Raw genomic sequence first — 17,520 nt, 5'->3', positions numbered from 1 at the left:
CGCTACCGTCAACGGGGTGGCCAGCGCCCGCAAGCTTGTTGCCGCCCTCACCCGGCCCGGGCCGCATCGCGTCCTGCGCGGCAACCTAGCCTGTGCCGGCTTGCCAGGCGTGGTCCACACACCCGAAGCGGGACTGAACCTGCCCGGTGTGGCCTTCGGCCACGACTGGCTCACCGGCGTCGACCGCTATTCGCGCCTGCTGGAGCACCTGGCCTCGTGGGGCATCGTCGCGGCGGCCCCCGATACCGAGCGAGGACTGGCGCCCTCGGTACTGAACCTGGCGTTCGATCTGGGCACCGCGCTCGACATCGCCGCGGGAGTGCGCCTTGGCCCGGGCAAGATCAGCGTGCATCCCAACAAACTCGGCGTGATCGGCCACGGCTTCGGCGGCTCGGCCGCGGTGTTTGCGGCGGCCGGGATGAAGGCCAAGCCCAAGGCGGTGGCGGCGATTTTTCCGACCGTCACCAGCCCGCCGGCCGAAAAACCGGCCGCGACGCTGAACGTGTCCGGTGTGGTGTTCAGCGCACCCGGCGACGCCAAGAAATTGCGCTCCAACGCCTTTGACCTCTGGAGAGCCTGGGACATGGCGACGCTGCGGGTGGTCAACAAAGCCCAGCCCAGCGGGCTCGCCGAGGGCCGTCGGCTGACGACGGCGTTCGGCCTGGGTGGTCCCGATCGCAAGACGCAGAAGGCGGTTCGCGCGTTGCTGACCGGGTATCTGCTGTATGCACTCGGCGGTGACAAGACGTATCGGGAGTTCGCTGATCCCGAGGTCCAATTACCCAGGACCGTCGCCGCAGAGCAGGCGGCGACGCCGGTGACCCCGGAGGAAAAGTTCGTCGCGTTACTGAAGGGCTGAGCGAACCAACCAACCGGTTGGGTGCTATAAAGTCGCAATGAGGATCGGACTTACGCTGAACTACTCCGGCGGCTTCAAGGAAGCCGTGGAGCACGTTGTAGAGCTGGAGAAGATCGGCGCCGATATCGTGCTGGTCGCCGAGGCGTATTCATACGACGCGGTCAGCCAGCTCGGCTATCTGGCGGCCAAGACCAGCACGATCGAGCTCGGGTCGGGCGTGTTCCCGATCTACACCCGCACTCCGTCGCTGCTGGCCATGACGGCCGCCGGCTTGGACTATGTCTCCGACGGCCGATTCCGGCTGGGCATCGGCACCTCCGGGCCCCAAGTCGTGGAAGGATTCCACGGTCTCGCATTCGACGCCCCGCTGGGCCGCACCCGCGAAGTGGTGGAGATCTGCCGGCAGGTGTGGCGTCGAGAACGCGTCAACTACAACGGCAAGCATTACCAGGTTCCGCTGCCGGCCGAGCGCGGCACCGGATTGGGCAAAGCACTGCAGCTGATCAACCATCCTGTGCGCGAACGGATTCCGGTATCTATCGCGGCACTGGGCCCCAAGAACGTCGAGCTGACGGCCGAAATCGCCGAAGGCTGGCAACCGATTTTCTTCTATCCGGAAAAGGCGCAATCGGTTTGGGGTGAGGCGCTGGACGCCGGACGAGCCAGACGTGATCCCACGTTGGGCCCCCTGGACGTGATGGTCGGCACATCGCTGGCCATTGGAGACGATGTCGAAGACCGGCTGGAGTGGCTCAAACCGCAGCTGGCCCTCTACATCGGCGGCATGGGTGCCAAGGGCCGCAATTTCTACCACAACCTGGCGACCCGCTACGGGTTCGGTGAGGTCGCGGACCGGATTCAGGAGCTCTACCTCAGCGGCCGCAAGAACGAGGCGATCGCCGCTGTGCCCGATGAACTGGTGCGGGCGATCTCGCTGATCGGTCCGCGCGGATTCGTCGCCGAACGGGTGGCGGCCTTCGCGGAAGCCGGCGTGACAACACTATTGGCTACCCCGGTGAGCCCCGACCGGGATGAATCGGTGCGCTATGTCGAGGCGTTGCGCGAACTACTGCCCAGCTGATCCATCACTGCCCCGCCTGGGGCAGTTCGTCGGCGGCGATCTCACACGGCGTTGACCCGTCGGGTTGCGGTTCGGACGGCGCTTGCGGCGCCGCGTCCGGCGGCTGCGGCGGTTCCGGCTGGGTAAGCGGCTCGCCGACGGAATCTCCTGCCGCTGGCGGGCTTTCGGTGGGCGCTTCGTCGGCGGCGTCCTCGTTGGTGCTGACCGGCTCGGCGTCCGCGGTATCGGCGATGCCCGAATCGTCGTCGTCGATGTCATCGTCGTCCGTCGCGTCGGCGTCGTCACCGAGTGGATCGTCGTCGTCCAAGGGATCGTCCAACAGCGGATCTCCGGACCCGGATGCGTCGGAGAAACCGTCAGCCAACGAACCCACCAGACCGCCGATACCGTCGACGATCTTGCCGACGAGGCCGCCGAGACCGCCGCCGAGACCGCCAAGGCTGCCCAGATTGCTTGCGCCGCTGGATAAGCCGGCGGTGCCGCCCAGCGGGCCGGCCAGGTCCGGAGGCACCGAAGACCAATCGTCGAGAGCGCCCGGCCGTTGGGTCGGCGGCTGGGGCGTCGGCAGTGGCGCCGGGGCCGACGCCGCAGCCGGCACAGTGGGCACCACATCGGCCGGCGTTGGCGTCTCCGGAACGGTCGCCTTGGCCGGGCTTCGACCGGGCGGCTCATCGAATACCGGTTGCCAACGTGGACCCAGTTCACCGGGAATCTCGAAATAGACGTCCCGCGTCGAGCTCAGCGCGTCGATGGCCGCGTCGTACGACGCCTCCGCCGACGCCGCGGCCGCGCGCATGGCCGTCAGCCAGTCAACCCGGATATCGTTGTCCACGTGGGGATTAACGTGTTGCCGAACCAGCTCTTCGGCCGCCGAGTCGCCCACCCCAGCCGTCACCGTCTGTGCCGCCGCCAGCCAACTGGACCGCTCCCCCAGCCTGCGATCATCGATGGCGACGGCGGTCGCCGCCTTGCCGTCGACCACCTGCCACAAGCTGTCACGCAGCGCTGCATAACCTTCGGCCGCGGCGCGGACATGCGCGACCACCTCCGCTGCGGTGTCGCAGTGGCGCTGCAGAAATTGCGCCGCGGAGTCGGCTCCAGACCCCCTCCAGGCCGCCGCGATCTCGGTGAGCTGTCCACGCTGCAGCCATAGCGCTTCGTCGATCGTGTTGACCGCCGCGCGAATCGCAGCCCTGTCGTCGTCCAAGACCCGGAGGTCAAGCCCGGTTTCGGTGTCATACCAATCCTGGACCTGTGAACCGTGCGCGGTCAGGTCAGCATGCTGATAACCAAGCGCATGACATGCCTGCACGTAGGTCTGCGTGTGCTCTACAGCGGGCCGGCCCTCGGCCAGCCGCGCCCCGACGTCGAACCGTTGGGCCATAATTCAGCCGATCCGCCCCGCGGCGCTCAGGTCGGCCCCGGTGTAGCGGTCGGCGCAGGCGCGCAGCGCCGTAGCAATCTCCACGGTCGCTCGTGCCCAATGCGCAAGCTCATCGGCCAACCGATTCAGCGCTAACCGCAGCGCGTCGCCGTGACCGACATAAGCCCGCCCGGCGGTTGCCCCGTCGAAGGCCAACCTCGCAAAGTGAGTGCGCACCGCGCCGTCAATGAGTTGCGCGGCATCGTCGAACCGGTTCGCGACGGTCCGCACCGCCGCGGCGTCGACGAACGCATTTCGTTGTCCCATACCGGCTTCGACGCATCGCGCCGTCCAGCGGTTCCGCGAAGGCGACGATGCGGGCCGCAAAGCGGCCCGAGCTGGGGCCACGCCCCCTCGCCGCTGCGCGGCTGGGGGTACCCGCACCCGCTTGCGGGGGAGAGCCGAGCAATCGGGCTGTCAGTGCTGGGCGCGGACCGTTTCAGCGACGTGGGTGGCGAGCCGATAAGCGGTGCGCTCGTCGTCCGCTTCCACCATGACGCGAATCATCTGTTCGGTTCCCGAGGGCCGCAACAAGATTCGCCCGGTATCACCGAGCTCGTCCTCAGCCTGCTGAACCGCAGTGCGAACCGAGGGCGCGGCGACGGCGGCGGCCTTGTCCGCGACCCCGACGTTGATCAGTACCTGCGGCAGGGTGTGCATTGCGGAGGCCAGGTCGCTCAACGACGAGCCGGTCTGCGCTATCCGCGACATCAGCCGCAGGCCGATGAGGATGCCGTCGCCCGTGGTCGCCAACCCGGGCAGCACGATGTGGCCGGATTGTTCGCCGCCAAGGCTGTAGTCACCGGATCGCAGCTCTTCCAAGACATAGCGGTCGCCGACGCTGGTGGTGCGAACGGTCACACCCGCCGCGCGCATCGCCAGGTGCAGTCCGAGGTTGCTCATCACGGTCGCGACCAGGGTGTTGTCGACCAGTTCGCCGGCCTCTTTCATCGCCCGAGCCAGGATCACCATGATCGCGTCGCCATCGACGACCTGGCCGGTGGCATCGATCGCCAGGCAGCGGTCGGCGTCTCCGTCGTGCGCCAGACCGAGGTCGGCGCCGTGAGCGAGGACCGCCGATCGCACCGCATCCAGGTGGGTCGATCCGCAGCGGTCGTTGATGTTGAGCCCGTTGGGTTCGGCGTGGATCGCGATGACCCGCGCCCCGGCCGCCCGGTAGGCGCGCGGTGCCGCCACCGAGGCCGCGCCGTGGGCGCAGTCGACGACGACGGTCAGCCCGTCGAGCCCAACGGTGCCGGACTTGCCGACGTGGCGCAGGTAGCGGTCCAACGCGTCTTCGGCGTCGATCACCCGTCCGATCCCCGACCCGGCGGGCCGCAGCCCGGGCCCGGTCGCGACCAGATCCTCGATCTGGTCTTCGGTCGCGTCGTCGAGCTTGTGCCCGCCCGGCCCGAAGATCTTGATGCCGTTGTCGGGCATCGGGTTGTGCGACGCCGAGATCATCACCCCGAAGTCGGCGTCGTAGGCGCTGGTCAGATAGGCCACCGCCGGCGTCGGAAGCACCCCGGCCCGCAGCGCGTCCACGCCTTCACTGGTCAGACCGGCGATCACCGCCGCTTCCAGCATCTCGCCGCTGGCACGTGGATCGCGGCCGATCACCGCAAGACGTCGGCGCGCGCTGTTCATGCTGGTCAGCCGCCGAGCAGCCGCTGCGCCCAGGGCCAGCGCGAGCTCGGCGGTGAGCTCTCGATTGGCGACTCCGCGGACGCCGTCGGTGCCGAATAGTCGACCCATGCGGACAAACCTCTCACAGTTGGTAGCCGCGCACACGCGTGACAAGAGGATTGCACGTAGTGCCACCCAACTGGTACGCGGCCGTGATCGCCGCCGGGCTCAGCGCTTGCTGTACTGCGGCGCCTTGCGGGCCTTCTTCAGGCCGTACTTCTTGCGCTCGACGGCGCGCGGGTCGCGGGTGAGGAAGCCGGCCTTCTTCAGGGCGGGCCGATCCTCGGGCGTGACCAGGATCAATGCCCGCGCAATCGCCAGCCGCAGCGCACCGGCCTGGCCGGACGGGCCGCCGCCATCGAGGTGGGCGAAGATGTCGAAGGCTTCCAGCCGGTCGACGATGACCAGCGGCGCCTTGATGAGCTGCTGGTGCACCTTGTTGGGGAAGTAGGCCTCCAGGCTGCGGCCGTCGAGCTCGAATTTGCCACTGCCGGGCACCAGGCGCACCCGTACCACGGCCTCCTTGCGGCGCCCGACCGCTTGGATCGGACGGTCGATGACGAAGGAGTCCGCGCGCGTCGCCGGCGCTGCCGCAGCTGCCGCGGCCTCGGACGTCTCGGTGGTCACGGCCTCGGCGGTTTCGGTTTCTGCCGTCTCAGTCATTAGCGCCGCTCCTCCTCATCGCTTCGCTCTGCATCGTCGTCGGCGCGGTCATTGGGTCACCTGCTTGATCTCGAACGGAGTCGGCTGCTGGGCGGAGTGCGGGTGCTGCGGCCCGGCGTAGACGTGCAGCTTGCGCTTGATCTGGCGGCTGAGCTTGTTCTTCGGCAGCATGCCGAGGATCGCCTTTTCCACCACACGGTCGGGGTGCTTCTGCATCAGGTCGCCGATCGTGCGGCTCCGCAGCCCGCCGGGATAACCCGAGTGGCGGTAAGCCAGCTTGTTGTGCAGTTTGTCGCCGCTGATGGCGACCTTGTCGGCATTGACGACGATGACGAAGTCGCCACCGTCAACATTGGGGGTGAATGTCGGCTTGTGCTTGCCGCGCAGCAGGTTGGCTGCCGCGACGGCAAGGCGGCCGAGCACCACGTCCGTGGCGTCGATGACGTACCACGACCGCGTGGTGTCACCCGCCTTCGGCGTGTATGTAGGCACAGCGCTTACCTTTTCTCTCGGGTTGGATCCCGGTGTGACCCGGGTGCCGGTCAGGCATCCGCGGCAAGGGATTGATCTCGGCGACCGACGTTGACCCGAGTCCCCGGCGTACCGCACGCCAACGGTGCAGCTTACCGGGGGTCATCCACGCAGGTCAAAACGCCGCTTTGGCCACACCGAATGCCCGGCTGGCGGTGGTCACCCGACGAAAACCGGACACCCCTTCAGTGAAATGGCTCACCATCACCGCAGATCGGGCAGCCTTTCCATCGCTCAGGCGTTGCCGCGGAAGGCTACTAAAAACCACAGTGACCCTAAATCTTGGGAGGCCAATATGCTGCAGACCACCACCGGGCAGCGCGATCGCTCAATCGCCGAAACGCTGTGGAACTGGCGCGGTGAGGCGCTCTGGATCTTCGTCGGCATTGTCTTGCTGGTCGTGTTCGTGGACCCGCTAATCCTGTTGGCTCTCGCGACCGTGGCCGTGGCTGCGGCCTGGTGGGCCTACCGCAAGGTGCAGCATCGCACGGAGAGAAGCAACGCCGAGTTGGCCACCGTGACGCATCTACGCCCGACATTGGCCGGTCAGCGTGGAAAGACTTCAGCGCACGCACCATGGCTGGGTCCCAGCGCCGCGTAGCTCTATCGACGGCCCGCGCGAGCCACGGTGAATTGCCGGTCTCGGCCAAGCGCCAGCGAATGGACTGAACTATTAACCAAATTCTGCGATTCCCGGATTTTACCAGCTAATGCGCGAACACGTTGAGGTTCATGAAACTAGGAATCGCAGGGTTGGCAACCACTGTGCTGGTGTCTGGTGGATTGAGTCTGACCGGTTTGGCGCTAGCTGCAGGTACCGCGTTTCCTCTGTTCAACCGACCCATCACCGGGCTGGTTGGGCGGCCTGACTTCCACCAGGTTTCGTTGAACTGCGCGGTCCCGCGGGCTCTCCCCTCCGTCGGGACCGCGCAGAGTCCTCATGCACGTGTCGCCGCTACCGTGCCCATACGCCGGCGGCTCTGTGATCGGCAGCCGCGACATCCTCGGCGCCGTCACGCACCGCGTTTCCCAGGTCGACCAGAATCTCGTTGAGGGCGATGGCCGCCTGATGCCACTTCAGCTGCTCGACCCCATAAGCGGTGGCGGCTTCGCGGGTCCACAGTTCCTGCAGCGGCGCAACGTGAGACTTCAACTCCTGCAATGCTGCGTTGAAGCGGGCGGAAGTGGTGTGGATCTCCTGGCGGACCGAGCATTCGATCTCTTCGAAGTTGTAGGACAGCCGCGGGTCCATTGCTGGCGGCCTCACAAATTCCCGCCGGCGCTGCCGATGTGGTGCGCATGGTTGTCGGCCGCCTCCCGCAGTGCGGCTTCGTTGTAACGAATGGTGTCCGCGATGCTGTGGAGCGCATGGTGAAGTTTCATCGACTCCGCATTCCACCGATGCACCACGTCCTTGAAGCGCGCTGCCGCCGCGCCACCCCATACCGACGACGGCACACTGCTCATACGACCGATGAATGCCTGCAGCGTCGTTCGGATCTCCTCATTACGGGTGTCGATCGCCGCTGCAACCGAGCGCATCAGATCAAAATCGGTGCTGAGCGTGTTGCCACCTGCGGATGTATTCACCTTTTCCCCTTTGCCCAACCGTCGCAGACCTAACCGCGCCAACGACATGTAGGACGCCTGCGCATCTGTTCCGGTTCCCGCCGTTCGGCAGGCGTATAACTCAGCTCAATGCCCGAGCCGACCGCACCGCCAGATCGCATACCTGCCGCATCGCATCGTCGTGTCCGTGGCGGCTTTGACACCCGATGCTGATCCGGACGGCCTTGTCGACCAGCACGGTCCATCGGATGTCGTGGCCAGACCGGACCTCCCGATAGGTCACCGCAGCGCGGCCGGCGCTATTGCCGGCCGGGTTGAAGTCAACGAATACGCCGGTTGGCTCGGCGTCAATCGCATGCTTCAGCGACTCGGCGGTGGCGCTCAGAGTTGCAATGGCAACCCGCGATTGCGTCACGTGCAGCGCCACCTCGGGATCCGACGGCGACGTGACCTGCACGCGCGCCGAACCGGGCCCGGCTACGATCCGCTGCGTCGGCCATTCCGCCGGAACCTCAAGCGCGACGCGACCTTCCACCAGAAACGTTGTCGGAACGTCACTGCCCGCGGGTGCGCTGCGACGGGCCGACGCGAGCGCCCCGAGCACTCCGATGATCAGCAGTACAACCAGCACCAGCCCCCAGTGACGGGTATAACCCCGACCCGCAACTTCGGTGTAGCACGACTCGGCAGGACTGTCTTCACGCTGAAAGATCTCTGCGGCATAACTTTTGAACAGGGCGTCATCGACTTGCACCGCGGTTATCCCGCCGCTGGCGCGCATGCCTTCAGCGATCATCGCCCCCAGCGCGCCAGCCCCGGTTACCGTGCTGGGCGTGTCAATCACGACGACGGCGGTCGGGTCCGACCTCATCTCGCGGATGGAACGGACGACCGCCTCAGCGACACACTGCGGTTCTCCGCGGCGGGTTTCGGCGATCACCGCCGCACCGGTGATCACCACGAAGCAGTCAGCGATCTCTACAACCACGGTCAGGTGCTGGGATTCGAGCGGGGATGCCTGGGTCAGCAACCATGATCGCGGTCGCATCACAACCTCGCCGGCGAGGACCCGCGCCGCCGTGCTGACCACATCGACGCGCCTCGGCGCCCACCAAGACGGGTGGACGACGATCGCACGTTCAGGGCTCCCGCAGTCCAGCGACCCCAGCACCGTCCGCCACAGCGAGTCGATAGGGACCGGACGTAGGTCGACCAGGGTTACCGGATCGTCGATGCTGTCGAACGCAATCCTTACCATCTCGTTGTCAGCGACTGCGCCGCCATCGCAACATAATTGGCGAATCACGTTTGGACCGACCTCGACTACCTGCGCGATCACGGCGGCGGGCTCCAGGCGACCTGCACCAACCGCGAGTTGCCTTGACGAGTGATCAGCGTGCCACGGCCAGGCGGCATGGGCGACTGGCGCACCGACCCAATCAATGGGCCCTCGTCCGGGCTTCCGCTCATCATCAATGCCATACAGCCGGCATCTCGCAACCCGGTGAGAAGGGGCTCGAACAGGGCACGAGCGGCACTACCGCTGCGCCGTGCCACCACTAAGTGCAGCCCCAGGTCTTTAGCTTGCGGCAGAAATTCCAACAGTGGCATCAGCGGATTGCTCCGATCGGAGGCAACCAGGTCGTAATCGTCTATCACGACGTATATCTCGGGCCCCGACCACCAGGACCGGGTGCGCAATTGCGCGGACGTAACGTTCGAAGGCGGCACCCTTCCGCGCAGCCGTTCGACAAGACGCGGTAAGGCCGCGTCGACCGCATCCGCCGAGACAAGGTATCCGCCAAGATGTTCGGACTCGGGCTCGACGACGCCGAAAAGCGAGCGTCGGAAATCGACGATGAATAATTGGGACTGGGCCGCAGTCGTGGTCCGCAAGAGCTCGCGGCAAATGGCGCGCAATGCGGCTGTCTTTCCGCATTCGCTATCCCCGAGAATCAGAAGGTGCAGCTGCTGAGCGAAATCGATTGCCAGTGGCCGTAGTTCACAATCCTCGAGACCGATGAAGATGTCGGCTTCTCGCCCTTCGACCGCTCGTTCAACTATGCTGCGGTGATCGACGAGTGTGGGCAGTAGGCGTATCGGTGGCGCGGTCGCTCCGCTGTGACGGCGCCGCAACATCTCCCCGATTCGCGCACCGGCCTCGACCAGGCCAGAGCTCGAGCCGGCGCCGTCCAGCCTGGGCAGGGCGATCACCATGTGCAGCCCATCGTGGGAAAGCCCTCGACCCGGCTTATCATCGGGGACTTGCTGAGCCCGCCGACGGTCCAGTTCGGAATCCGTGGGATCGCCGAGCCGCAACTCGATTCGGGTCCCAATCTGATCCTTGAGCGCCGGACGAATATCAGCCCACCGCGAAGCTGACATCACGATATGCACACCGAATGAGAGTCCCTGAACAGCAAGGCTTGTGATCGATGCCTCGATCGTTTCGAATTCACGACGTAGGGTTGCCCACCCATCGATAATCAGGAATACATCACCGAAGCGGTCGCATATTGGATCTTGCCTCGTCTTCAGCACGCGATAATGCGCCATCGATTCGATCCCGTGGTCGCGGAAGATGGTCTCGCGAGACCGGATGATTGCTTCAAGCTGGGCGATCATGCGCTGAGCCACCTGCGGGTCTGTTCTCCCGGCGACCGAACCGACATGCGGCCAATCACGCAGCGATGCCAACACCCCACCGCCGAAGTCGAGACAGTAGAACTGCACCGAGCCCGGCTCGTGGGTGACCGCCAGCGCAGCCATCAGCGTACGCAAAGCTGTCGACTTGCCGGACTGAGGTGCTCCAACTACAGCGACATTGCCCGCGGCGCTTGACAAGTCGATAATGAGCGGCGTTCGCCGTTGCTCGAACGGGCGATCGACGATACCGATGGAAACGGTCAACGCCTGCATGGGTTCGCCGGTGGATTCGGCCTCGCGCAGCACCGTGTCCAGGGCCGGCGCCGCTGCGAGCGGCGGTAGCCACACCTCATGCGCACGAGGCCCATGCCTGGACAGCCGATCCACGACCGTCTGCAGGAGAGTGCGCCGATCAACGACATCCATGCCGGTCCTACCGGCAAGCGTGACCGGCCCTGTCGGTCCGGCGGTGAACAATCGGACAAACGTCGGTACCCTGCCGTCATCGGGTAAACCGGAATCCTCCGCAGCCTCTGGGGTTTTCGCATTCCAAGGGCCGGAAACATACGCGGTTTGGAAGCGAATCAAGTCATCCGTGCCGACCCGTAGATAGGCTGAGCCCGGCGTGCTGGGCAATTCATAAGCATCGGATGTTCCCAAGACAAGTCGTGATTCGTTGGCCGACCATGTTTTCAGGCACACGCGATACGACAGATGCGATTCCAGCCCACGAAGTCTGCCCTCGTCCAGACGTTGGCTGGCCAGCAACAGATGCATACCCAGCGATCGCCCTAGTCGGCCGATTGCTACGAAGACGTCAGCGAAATCCGGATGATGGCTGAGCAGTTCGGAGAATTCGTCCACGATGATGAACAGCACCGGCAGTGGTGCTAATCGGCTCCCTGCACGCCGCGCCCAGCCGTAAGCGACAATCCCGTCGAGGTTGCCTGCCAAGCGAAGCGCTTCCTGTCGGCGGTTCATTTCACCGGTTAGGGCATCGCGCATTCGAGCGACCAGTGCCGCCTTGTCGGACAAGTTGGTGATGACAGCCGCGACGTGTGGCGCCGGCTCCAAGCCGGCGAATGTCGCACCACCCTTGAAGTCAATCAGGGCCAGGTTGAGCTCTTCGGGTGAATGACGGGCCATCATCCCGAGTGCGACCGTGCGCAAGAACTCCGACTTACCCGACCCGGTCGCCCCGATGCAAAGGCCATGCGGCCCCATACCTTTTTCGGCGGCTTCCTTGATATCGAGCTCCAGCGGTACGCCGGTTGGTGTCGTGCCGATTGGAACACGAAGCCGATCGCGGGGACTTCTGCTGTTCCACCGATCAGTCGGTGTGTACGACGCGAGATTGCCAATCCCAAGAAGATCGAGCCAGCCTAAGCCGACGCCGGGTGCGGCCGCGGACGCATCCGGCCCAGCCCGGTACCCGGCCAGTCTTTGCGCACACGCCAGCGCAGCGGTGTAACTCATCTGGTCCGGGTGTGCGTACGCTTCGTCGTCGCCCGACGGCGCGGTTGCCACCTGGTTCTCGCTCACCCGCAGCCGCAGCACCCCAGCTGTTGCTGCGCCGTCATCGCAGTTGTCGACCGTCAGCAAAGTCGCCCCGCCGGTGGCGCTTTCGATCACGCCTCCGCTATCGAGGTCGTGGTCGACAACGACTATCACGTGGGCCGGCGCGCGGTCAGGCATCAAACCGGCGAGCGCCTTCTCGGCCGCAGCCAGCGACGAGTACACCATCCGGGCAGAGCCGAGCCGGTCGTTGGCGTGCGGATGTTGATTGTGCGGTAACCATTTCAACCAGTCCCAGTCGCCTCGATTGCGGTTACTGACTACGGCGACAATCAAGACCAGGCTCGGACTGTGCATCACGGCGAGCTGACAAATCATCGCGCGCAACAGTGCACGCGCGTGCATCGTGTCCCCGCCGACCGCCACGGCCTTCATTCCGCGTAGGGCGATCGCGATCGGCGCACCCGCGACTGTCGAGTGCGTTTGGAGGAATCGGCGCAGCGCTGTGCTGGTTACTGGATCCAGCCGCTGAACGGGCCCGGTCGGCGGGGGCACCAAACGGGTGGCAAGATGCTGTGTTCCGACACCGATCCGAACGTCGCAGAAGTCTGAGTCCGCCGGTCGCCGTTCCCACATCCGGCAGCTGCCCACCAGCGTCCACAGCGCGTCAGGATCAGGATGGCACCACACCAGCGAATAGCACTGTGCCGCCGCGGTCTTGACGACGGTGCCGCGTAAGTCGGAGAGGTAGCCCAGATACTCGGCGCGGTCAGCGTTGATCTCACCGCGCTGTCGATCCGCGCCGGACACCACCGTCGCCACTGCTGACAACAGCATCATCAACGGAAACGTCATGAACACCGGATTGCGCGCCACGCCCGACCGTGAAACAAAGACCACCGCCATCATCCCCACAGTCGCGATGGCCATGACGACCGGCAGAAGACGGGTCATCACGTTCGTCCGTACCGGTCGCGTCACTTCCGGCGGAGCCGCGACAACGGTGTCGGCCGTCTCGAACACCGGAGGGTGCAGCCGCGTCGGCGACATGAACTCCACTGTCGCAGAGCTATCCCGCTGCCCCATCTAGCCCTCCCGCATCATCACTGCGCCAAATGCGATTGGCACCGTATGTGCGAGCGCAATCAGCTGCAAGTCAGCTGTGGATCAACGCATACGCGGTCTTGCGCCGCCGGTTAGCGTCCGGGTCAGCATCCGCATTGGCGAATGGAGGTCGCAGTGCAGCAAGCATTGGGAGAACGCCAAAGCGGCGAACGCCGTCTGCCCGACGGAGGGTTGCGGCGGGTGTCGGTTCATGCCGACTCCTCCCACGTCGACTTGGTGTTATCGGCCGCAGTGCCGCTTGGATCGCTGATGCCACCCATTGTGGACATCCTGGCGGCTAAGTGCGGTCACCGCGCTCAGCAGGTGGCTATTCGGCATCAGCTTTCCCTTCCGGGAGATATCGCACTCGACCCATCGAAGACGCTCTCCCAGCTAGGAATCCGGGATGGAACGACATTGATCTTGACCAGCTCGTCGACCGTCTTAACGCCGCCGCGTTTCGATGACGTAGCAGAGGCGGTATCAGCGGCGCTCGCTGCCGCGGCGCGACCTTGGACCCGGCAAGCGGCCCGGCTCATCAGCGTATTGGCAGCGAGTTGGCTGACCTGCACGGGCTCAGCGGTCTTGATTCGAGCAGCCTTTGCCACCAACGATGCCCGCCGCAGCAGCTGTGCCGGCGTTGCGGCGATGGCCGGTTTTATCGCTCTGCCAGCGGCGGCAGTCGCCTATCGCGTGTTTCGCGATAGGACTGCCGGACTCACGCTGGGTCTGGCGGCTAGCGGATTCGCCGCACTCGCCGGGTTGCTGGCCGTTCCCGGCGACTTGGGCGCACCAAATGCGCTGCTTGCAATGGCCGCTGCGGCGACATCGGCGACGGCCATGCGCGTGATAGGTTGCTGCACAACCGTGTTCACGGCTTTGACATGTTTCGCGGCGGTCGAAGCGGCAGCTGCGGTGGTGGGCGCGGTGACCGCCGCGCCGCTACAGACGATCGGGGCGGCGTCCGCAGCGATATCGCTGGTCTTGGTAGAAGCTTCTGCACCGATGTCGATGATGCTGGCGGGGTTGTCCTCACAAGTGAGGTCCGAGCCCGACCCCGCAAGGGGCGAGCCTGCGTCCGCTCCACATCGCCTGAGCGCCAGAGCGATCCGCGCCAACAACTGGCTGACTAGCCTGGTCGTCGCATTCTCCGCTGCGGCGGCGCTGGGAGCCGTCGGCGCAGCGGCCGGATCGTACTTCGGCGGTGGCCAACGCTTGCTCGGCATTGCGTTCGCCACTATCACCGGAGGTGTGCTGTTGTTGCGGGCGCGCTCACACCAAGACCTAGCGAGATCCGTGCCGCTGGTGGCGGCTGGAACAGCCACGCTCAGCGCCACACTTGTCATCGCAGCTGTTGCCTATCCGCTGAGCACGTCGTACATCGTTGCCGCGTCGACGATGCTGGCCGCCGGCGCGCTATGTCTCGGTTTCATCACCCAAACGATGACGTTCTCTCCCTTTGGGCGACGAAGTGTAGAACTGCTGGAGTATCTCGCCTTGGCCGTCGTCGTGCCGCTGGCGTGCTGGATCTGCGGGATTTACGGCGCTGCGCGTGGCATGAACTTGCCATGACCACAGCGAAGTCCAGAGCGCTCCGCTGTGCGACGGCGGTGCTGATTGCCTTGCTGCCCCAAGGTGCGGCCCCGGCCGCGCGTGCGGTCTCGCCACCACCGATCGACAACAGCCGGCTACCCGAACCGGCGCCACCCACGCCGCCGCAGCCCACCGTGCAGCGCGAGATGTGCGCTGTGCCATCGATAACTCCCGATGCGGACCGGACCAACGCCTCCGGCCAACTCTCCGGACTTGACCTGCAACAGGTTTGGAAACTGACACGTGGTTCGGGTCAACGGGTCGCTGTCATCGACACCGGGGTTTCGCCGCACTCACGGCTGCCTCATACCGCGGCCGGAGGTGATTATGTATTCACCGGCGACGGCACCCAAGATTGCGATGGACACGGGACCGCGGTTGCCGGGATCATCGCCGCCGCAATGGATCCGCATCATAGGGATGGATTCAGCGGGGTCGCCCCGGGTGTCAGTTTGATCAGCATCCGCCAGTCAAGCACCAAGTTCGGCGCGGTGGCGGATCCGTCCAACTCTGGATTCGGTGATGTCGGCACCATGGCACAAGCCGTTCGTACCGCGGCGGATCTTGGCGCTTCGGTGATCAATATCTCCTCGGTTGCCTGCATCCGCACCGGGTCGACGCTCGACGACCGCGCACTTGGCGCCGCGCTCTCCTACGCGGTTGACGTCAAGAACGTCGTCGTGGTGGTCGCCGCCGGCAACACCGGCACTGGGCAATGTCCCGCTCAGCCGCCCCAAGCAACTTGGGACACGGTCACGGTTGTGGTCAGTCCGGCCTGGTATGACGACTACGTGCTCACCGTGGGCTCGGTGAACGCGCGCGGCGAACCGTCGTCGTTCACCCTTGCCGGACCTTGGGTGGATGTCGCTGCCCCTGGCGAGGCGGTGATATCGCTGAGCTCGTCGGGCGATGGATTAGTGAATACCTTTGATGGGCAGAATAATTCGCGTGCGCTTTCGGGCACCAGCTACGCCGCGCCAGTGGTCAGCGGGTTGGCGGCGTTGATCCGATCCCGGTTCCCGAAGCTGACGGCTCGCCAGGTCATGCAACGCATCGAGGCCACCGCGCATCATCCGCCCGGCGGGTGGGATCCTCTGGTGGGCGCGGGCGTTGTCGACCTCCTTGCCGCGGTCAGCACCGACCCACCGGCAATCCCGGCTCCTCTGCCACAACGCACACCGGTGCCGATTGCGCCGCCTCCGCTTCCTGCGCCGACGGACCACGGTTCGCGAAACACGGCGTTCATGGGCGCAGCGATCTGCGGTGGCGTGTTGGCGGTAATGCTGACCATCGGCGCACTGACGGCCCGGCTACGGCGAGCCGGGGGTCGACCGGACTGACTTAATCCCGACGGCGAGAGTGTCCTGGGCGACGGAGGCGTTCGCCCGACTTAATTCCGGACCCGCGGGCAGTTTGGCTAATACCGGCCACGGCGCCGGGATCGCCGTATCGGGCAGACCGAGGTCGTGTGCCGCATCGTCATCGTGTATGGCAAATCGCACACCGGTATCGGTTATCAGGTATCGGGTGCCGGCGCGCGGGTTATCTCCCGACAGGCCAGTGGCGCGCACATACGCACTGCGCCCGGGCGCAAGATAAACGGCGTCGACCGCTGGGCCCTTTCCGTCGGCCTGCGATAGCATCACCGCCTCTTGGCGCGCCGGGATAGGCAGAGCGCCGGCCAAAAACGAGATCTCGACCCCGCCCGACGCAGCGTGCCTCCAGCTGGCGCACAGCGCCGCACCTCCGGCATCCGGCGGCGTCGGCGCCCGGTCGGGAAAGGTGGCCACCGGCAAGTCCGTCACCGTCGGAGTCGCGCGGATGATGTCGGGCGCGACCGAGATGGCGGTGCGGGTGCCTCGCGAGTCGGTGAATCGCAGCAGATCTGCGGCGACCTGGCCGATGCGTTGAATCCCGTGGCTGAGTACGACGTAGTACTCGTCGCCGTCGACGCGGGTCATGCGGAGGACGCTGCCGACCGGAAATCCCGGCAGTGCGGCCGGTCCGCGGCCGCCGGCGTCAGGAATCCGCGGCGCCGTGATGGGCGGTGCCTCTGGGACGGCATTCAACAGCATCGGTGACACCGTCAATGGGATCTGACCGTCCAGCCTCAGTGCACGCACAACCGCAGGTTCATCGAGATTCACGACGGCTCGGCGACCGGCGTAGAGCAGGTAGGTCGACCCGCCGGAAACCGGCCTGACCAGCACGGATTGTTCGCTTGCCAAGGGGTGTGACAGTGGTCCCTCGGCTCGGCCGATGACGACCGTCGTACTCGGTGCGGCGCGATCGCCGCCGTCACAAACCGCCCACCGCAATTCATCCTCGGCGAGGGGCATTCCCAGGAATTGCGGAGCACCGGGGATGCCGAGCAGGAGTCCCCTTTTGCTATGGCTCAATTCCGATTCAGGTATTGGCTGAGGGTCAGCGTTCGTTTTCACGATCAGCCTGGCCGAGGCCAGATTCAGCACCGGATGCAGGGCTTCACCCATCCGGACGTAGAGCGCCCCCGACTCTTTGCCCATCACGATCGGCGCGTTCGCCACCGCCGGTTGTGGGCGTACCACGGCCACGAGCGCACATCCAGCCAGCCCGATGACCGCCAGCACCGAGCCGGCCGTTAGCGACTGCATCGAGGCGCGGATCGGTTCGTTCACCCCGCGGATGTCCCTGCCCAGCAGCGCGCATTCGATACGACGTCGCAGGAATCGATACCCGCTGAGGTGCAGTCGTGTAGTCGGTTGCCGTGCCATCAGTCCCTCAAGTCACCCGGGGCCAGTCCGCTTCACGATATTCCGTGGTCATGCGGCGTCTCGCCGTCGATCCACAGCGCGGGCCTGACAACCGCCG

General features: G+C 65.5%; 15 protein-coding genes. 5 read left to right on the top strand and 10 right to left on the bottom strand.

What is annotated here, in order from left to right; translation table 11 throughout:
* Positions 1-16: 16 nt before the first annotated feature.
* Together ACLQI9_RS28200 and ACLQI9_RS28195 are read left to right on the top strand one after the other, a co-directional pair.
* Positions 17-859 carry a dienelactone hydrolase family protein gene (locus ACLQI9_RS28200; RefSeq protein WP_442376699.1) on the top strand — a complete coding sequence of 281 codons (843 nt, stop codon included), beginning with the start codon at positions 17-19 and terminating at the stop codon, positions 857-859.
* A gap of 37 nt (positions 860-896) precedes the next feature.
* Positions 897-1,940, top strand: a complete 1,044-nt coding sequence (locus tag ACLQI9_RS28195; protein ID WP_442376660.1) for an LLM class F420-dependent oxidoreductase — start codon at positions 897-899, stop codon at positions 1,938-1,940.
* Positions 1,941-1,944: 4 nt separating this feature from the next.
* On the opposite strand, the gene ACLQI9_RS28190 is transcribed toward ACLQI9_RS28195, so the two are convergent.
* The 5 genes from ACLQI9_RS28190 to rplM all read right to left on the bottom strand — a co-directional run bounded on the left by ACLQI9_RS28190 (position 1,945) and on the right by rplM (position 6,204).
* Positions 1,945-3,324, bottom strand: coding sequence for a hypothetical protein (locus ACLQI9_RS28190; protein ID WP_442376662.1), 1,380 nt, complete (start codon positions 3,322-3,324; stop codon positions 1,945-1,947).
* A gap of 3 nt (positions 3,325-3,327) precedes the next feature.
* The gene (locus tag ACLQI9_RS28185; RefSeq protein ID WP_442376664.1) at positions 3,328-3,630 is read right to left on the bottom strand and encodes a type VII secretion target; all 303 of its coding nucleotides are present in this window, start codon (positions 3,628-3,630) and stop codon (positions 3,328-3,330) included.
* A gap of 150 nt (positions 3,631-3,780) precedes the next feature.
* On the bottom strand, positions 3,781-5,118 hold the full coding sequence (gene glmM, locus ACLQI9_RS28180) for a phosphoglucosamine mutase (RefSeq protein ID WP_442376666.1): 1,338 nt from the start codon (positions 5,116-5,118) through the stop codon (positions 3,781-3,783).
* Positions 5,119-5,217: 99 nt separating this feature from the next.
* The gene (rpsI, locus tag ACLQI9_RS28175; protein ID WP_442376668.1) at positions 5,218-5,712 is read right to left on the bottom strand and encodes a 30S ribosomal protein S9; all 495 of its coding nucleotides are present in this window, start codon (positions 5,710-5,712) and stop codon (positions 5,218-5,220) included.
* Between the two features lie 48 nt (positions 5,713-5,760).
* Positions 5,761-6,204, bottom strand: coding sequence for a 50S ribosomal protein L13 (rplM, locus tag ACLQI9_RS28170; RefSeq protein ID WP_442376670.1), 444 nt, complete (start codon positions 6,202-6,204; stop codon positions 5,761-5,763).
* A 334-nt stretch (positions 6,205-6,538) separates the two neighbouring features.
* On the opposite strand from rplM, the gene ACLQI9_RS28165 reads away from it, so the two are divergent.
* Positions 6,539-6,844, top strand: a complete 306-nt coding sequence (locus ACLQI9_RS28165) for a hypothetical protein (RefSeq protein WP_442376672.1) — start codon at positions 6,539-6,541, stop codon at positions 6,842-6,844.
* A gap of 354 nt (positions 6,845-7,198) precedes the next feature.
* On the opposite strand, the gene ACLQI9_RS28160 is transcribed toward ACLQI9_RS28165, so the two are convergent.
* From ACLQI9_RS28160 to eccCa, 4 genes are all read right to left on the bottom strand, one after another.
* A complete protein-coding gene (locus ACLQI9_RS28160) occupies positions 7,199-7,495 on the bottom strand; it encodes a WXG100 family type VII secretion target (protein WP_442376674.1) in 297 nt (98 codons plus the stop codon).
* Positions 7,496-7,506: 11 nt separating this feature from the next.
* Positions 7,507-7,851 (bottom strand): WXG100 family type VII secretion target, encoded by a 345-nt coding sequence (locus tag ACLQI9_RS28155; RefSeq protein WP_442376675.1) that lies wholly within the window; start codon positions 7,849-7,851, stop codon positions 7,507-7,509.
* An 82-nt stretch (positions 7,852-7,933) separates the two neighbouring features.
* The gene (locus ACLQI9_RS28150) at positions 7,934-9,166 is read right to left on the bottom strand and encodes a type VII secretion-associated protein (RefSeq protein WP_442376701.1); all 1,233 of its coding nucleotides are present in this window, start codon (positions 9,164-9,166) and stop codon (positions 7,934-7,936) included.
* The gene (eccCa, locus tag ACLQI9_RS28145) at positions 9,148-13,023 is read right to left on the bottom strand and encodes a type VII secretion protein EccCa (protein ID WP_442376703.1); all 3,876 of its coding nucleotides are present in this window, start codon (positions 13,021-13,023) and stop codon (positions 9,148-9,150) included. Before eccCa ends, ACLQI9_RS28150 begins: the two co-directional genes overlap by 19 nt.
* Positions 13,024-13,212: 189 nt before the next feature.
* Here eccCa and eccD point away from each other — a divergent pair, with 189 nt between their 5' ends.
* Entirely contained in the window at positions 13,213-14,649 is a 1,437-nt protein-coding gene (gene eccD, locus ACLQI9_RS28140) for a type VII secretion integral membrane protein EccD (protein WP_442376677.1), read from the top strand.
* Complete coding sequence (mycP, locus tag ACLQI9_RS28135; protein WP_442376679.1) at positions 14,646-16,010, top strand: type VII secretion-associated serine protease mycosin; 1,365 nt, start codon at positions 14,646-14,648, stop codon at positions 16,008-16,010. The genes eccD and mycP overlap by 4 nt, the downstream gene beginning before the upstream one ends.
* Here the strand turns inward: mycP and eccB are convergent.
* Positions 15,981-17,423 carry a type VII secretion protein EccB gene (gene eccB, locus ACLQI9_RS28130; protein WP_442376681.1) on the bottom strand — a complete coding sequence of 481 codons (1,443 nt, stop codon included), beginning with the start codon at positions 17,421-17,423 and terminating at the stop codon, positions 15,981-15,983. The genes mycP and eccB overlap by 30 nt on opposite strands.
* Positions 17,424-17,520 lie beyond the last annotated feature (97 nt).

Origin of the sequence: Mycobacterium sp. (assembly GCF_052143115.1) — a bacterium.
In the GTDB taxonomy this organism is placed as follows: Bacteria; Actinomycetota; Actinomycetes; order Mycobacteriales; family Mycobacteriaceae; genus Mycobacterium.
The sequence above is the reverse complement of the archived record's forward strand: the minus strand, read 5'-3'. Positions and strand labels throughout refer to the sequence as shown.

Bases quoted from the DNA above. Each gene is read 5' to 3' on its own strand.
- ACLQI9_RS28195 (WP_442376660.1), top strand. From the start codon at position 897: ATGAGGATCGGACTTACGCTGAACTACTCCGGCGGCTTCAAGGAAGCC.
- ACLQI9_RS28190 (WP_442376662.1), bottom strand. From the start codon at position 3,324: ATGGCCCAACGGTTCGACGTCGGGGCGCGGCTGGCCGAGGGCCGGCCC.
- ACLQI9_RS28185 (WP_442376664.1), bottom strand. From the start codon at position 3,630: ATGGGACAACGAAATGCGTTCGTCGACGCCGCGGCGGTGCGGACCGTC.
- glmM (WP_442376666.1), bottom strand. From the start codon at position 5,118: ATGGGTCGACTATTCGGCACCGACGGCGTCCGCGGAGTCGCCAATCGA.
- rpsI (WP_442376668.1), bottom strand. From the start codon at position 5,712: ATGACTGAGACGGCAGAAACCGAAACCGCCGAGGCCGTGACCACCGAG.
- ACLQI9_RS28165 (WP_442376672.1), top strand. From the start codon at position 6,539: ATGCTGCAGACCACCACCGGGCAGCGCGATCGCTCAATCGCCGAAACG.
- ACLQI9_RS28160 (WP_442376674.1), bottom strand. From the start codon at position 7,495: ATGGACCCGCGGCTGTCCTACAACTTCGAAGAGATCGAATGCTCGGTC.
- eccCa (WP_442376703.1), bottom strand. From the start codon at position 13,023: ATGTCGCCGACGCGGCTGCACCCTCCGGTGTTCGAGACGGCCGACACC.
- mycP (WP_442376679.1), top strand. From the start codon at position 14,646: ATGACCACAGCGAAGTCCAGAGCGCTCCGCTGTGCGACGGCGGTGCTG.
- eccB (WP_442376681.1), bottom strand. From the start codon at position 17,423: ATGGCACGGCAACCGACTACACGACTGCACCTCAGCGGGTATCGATTC.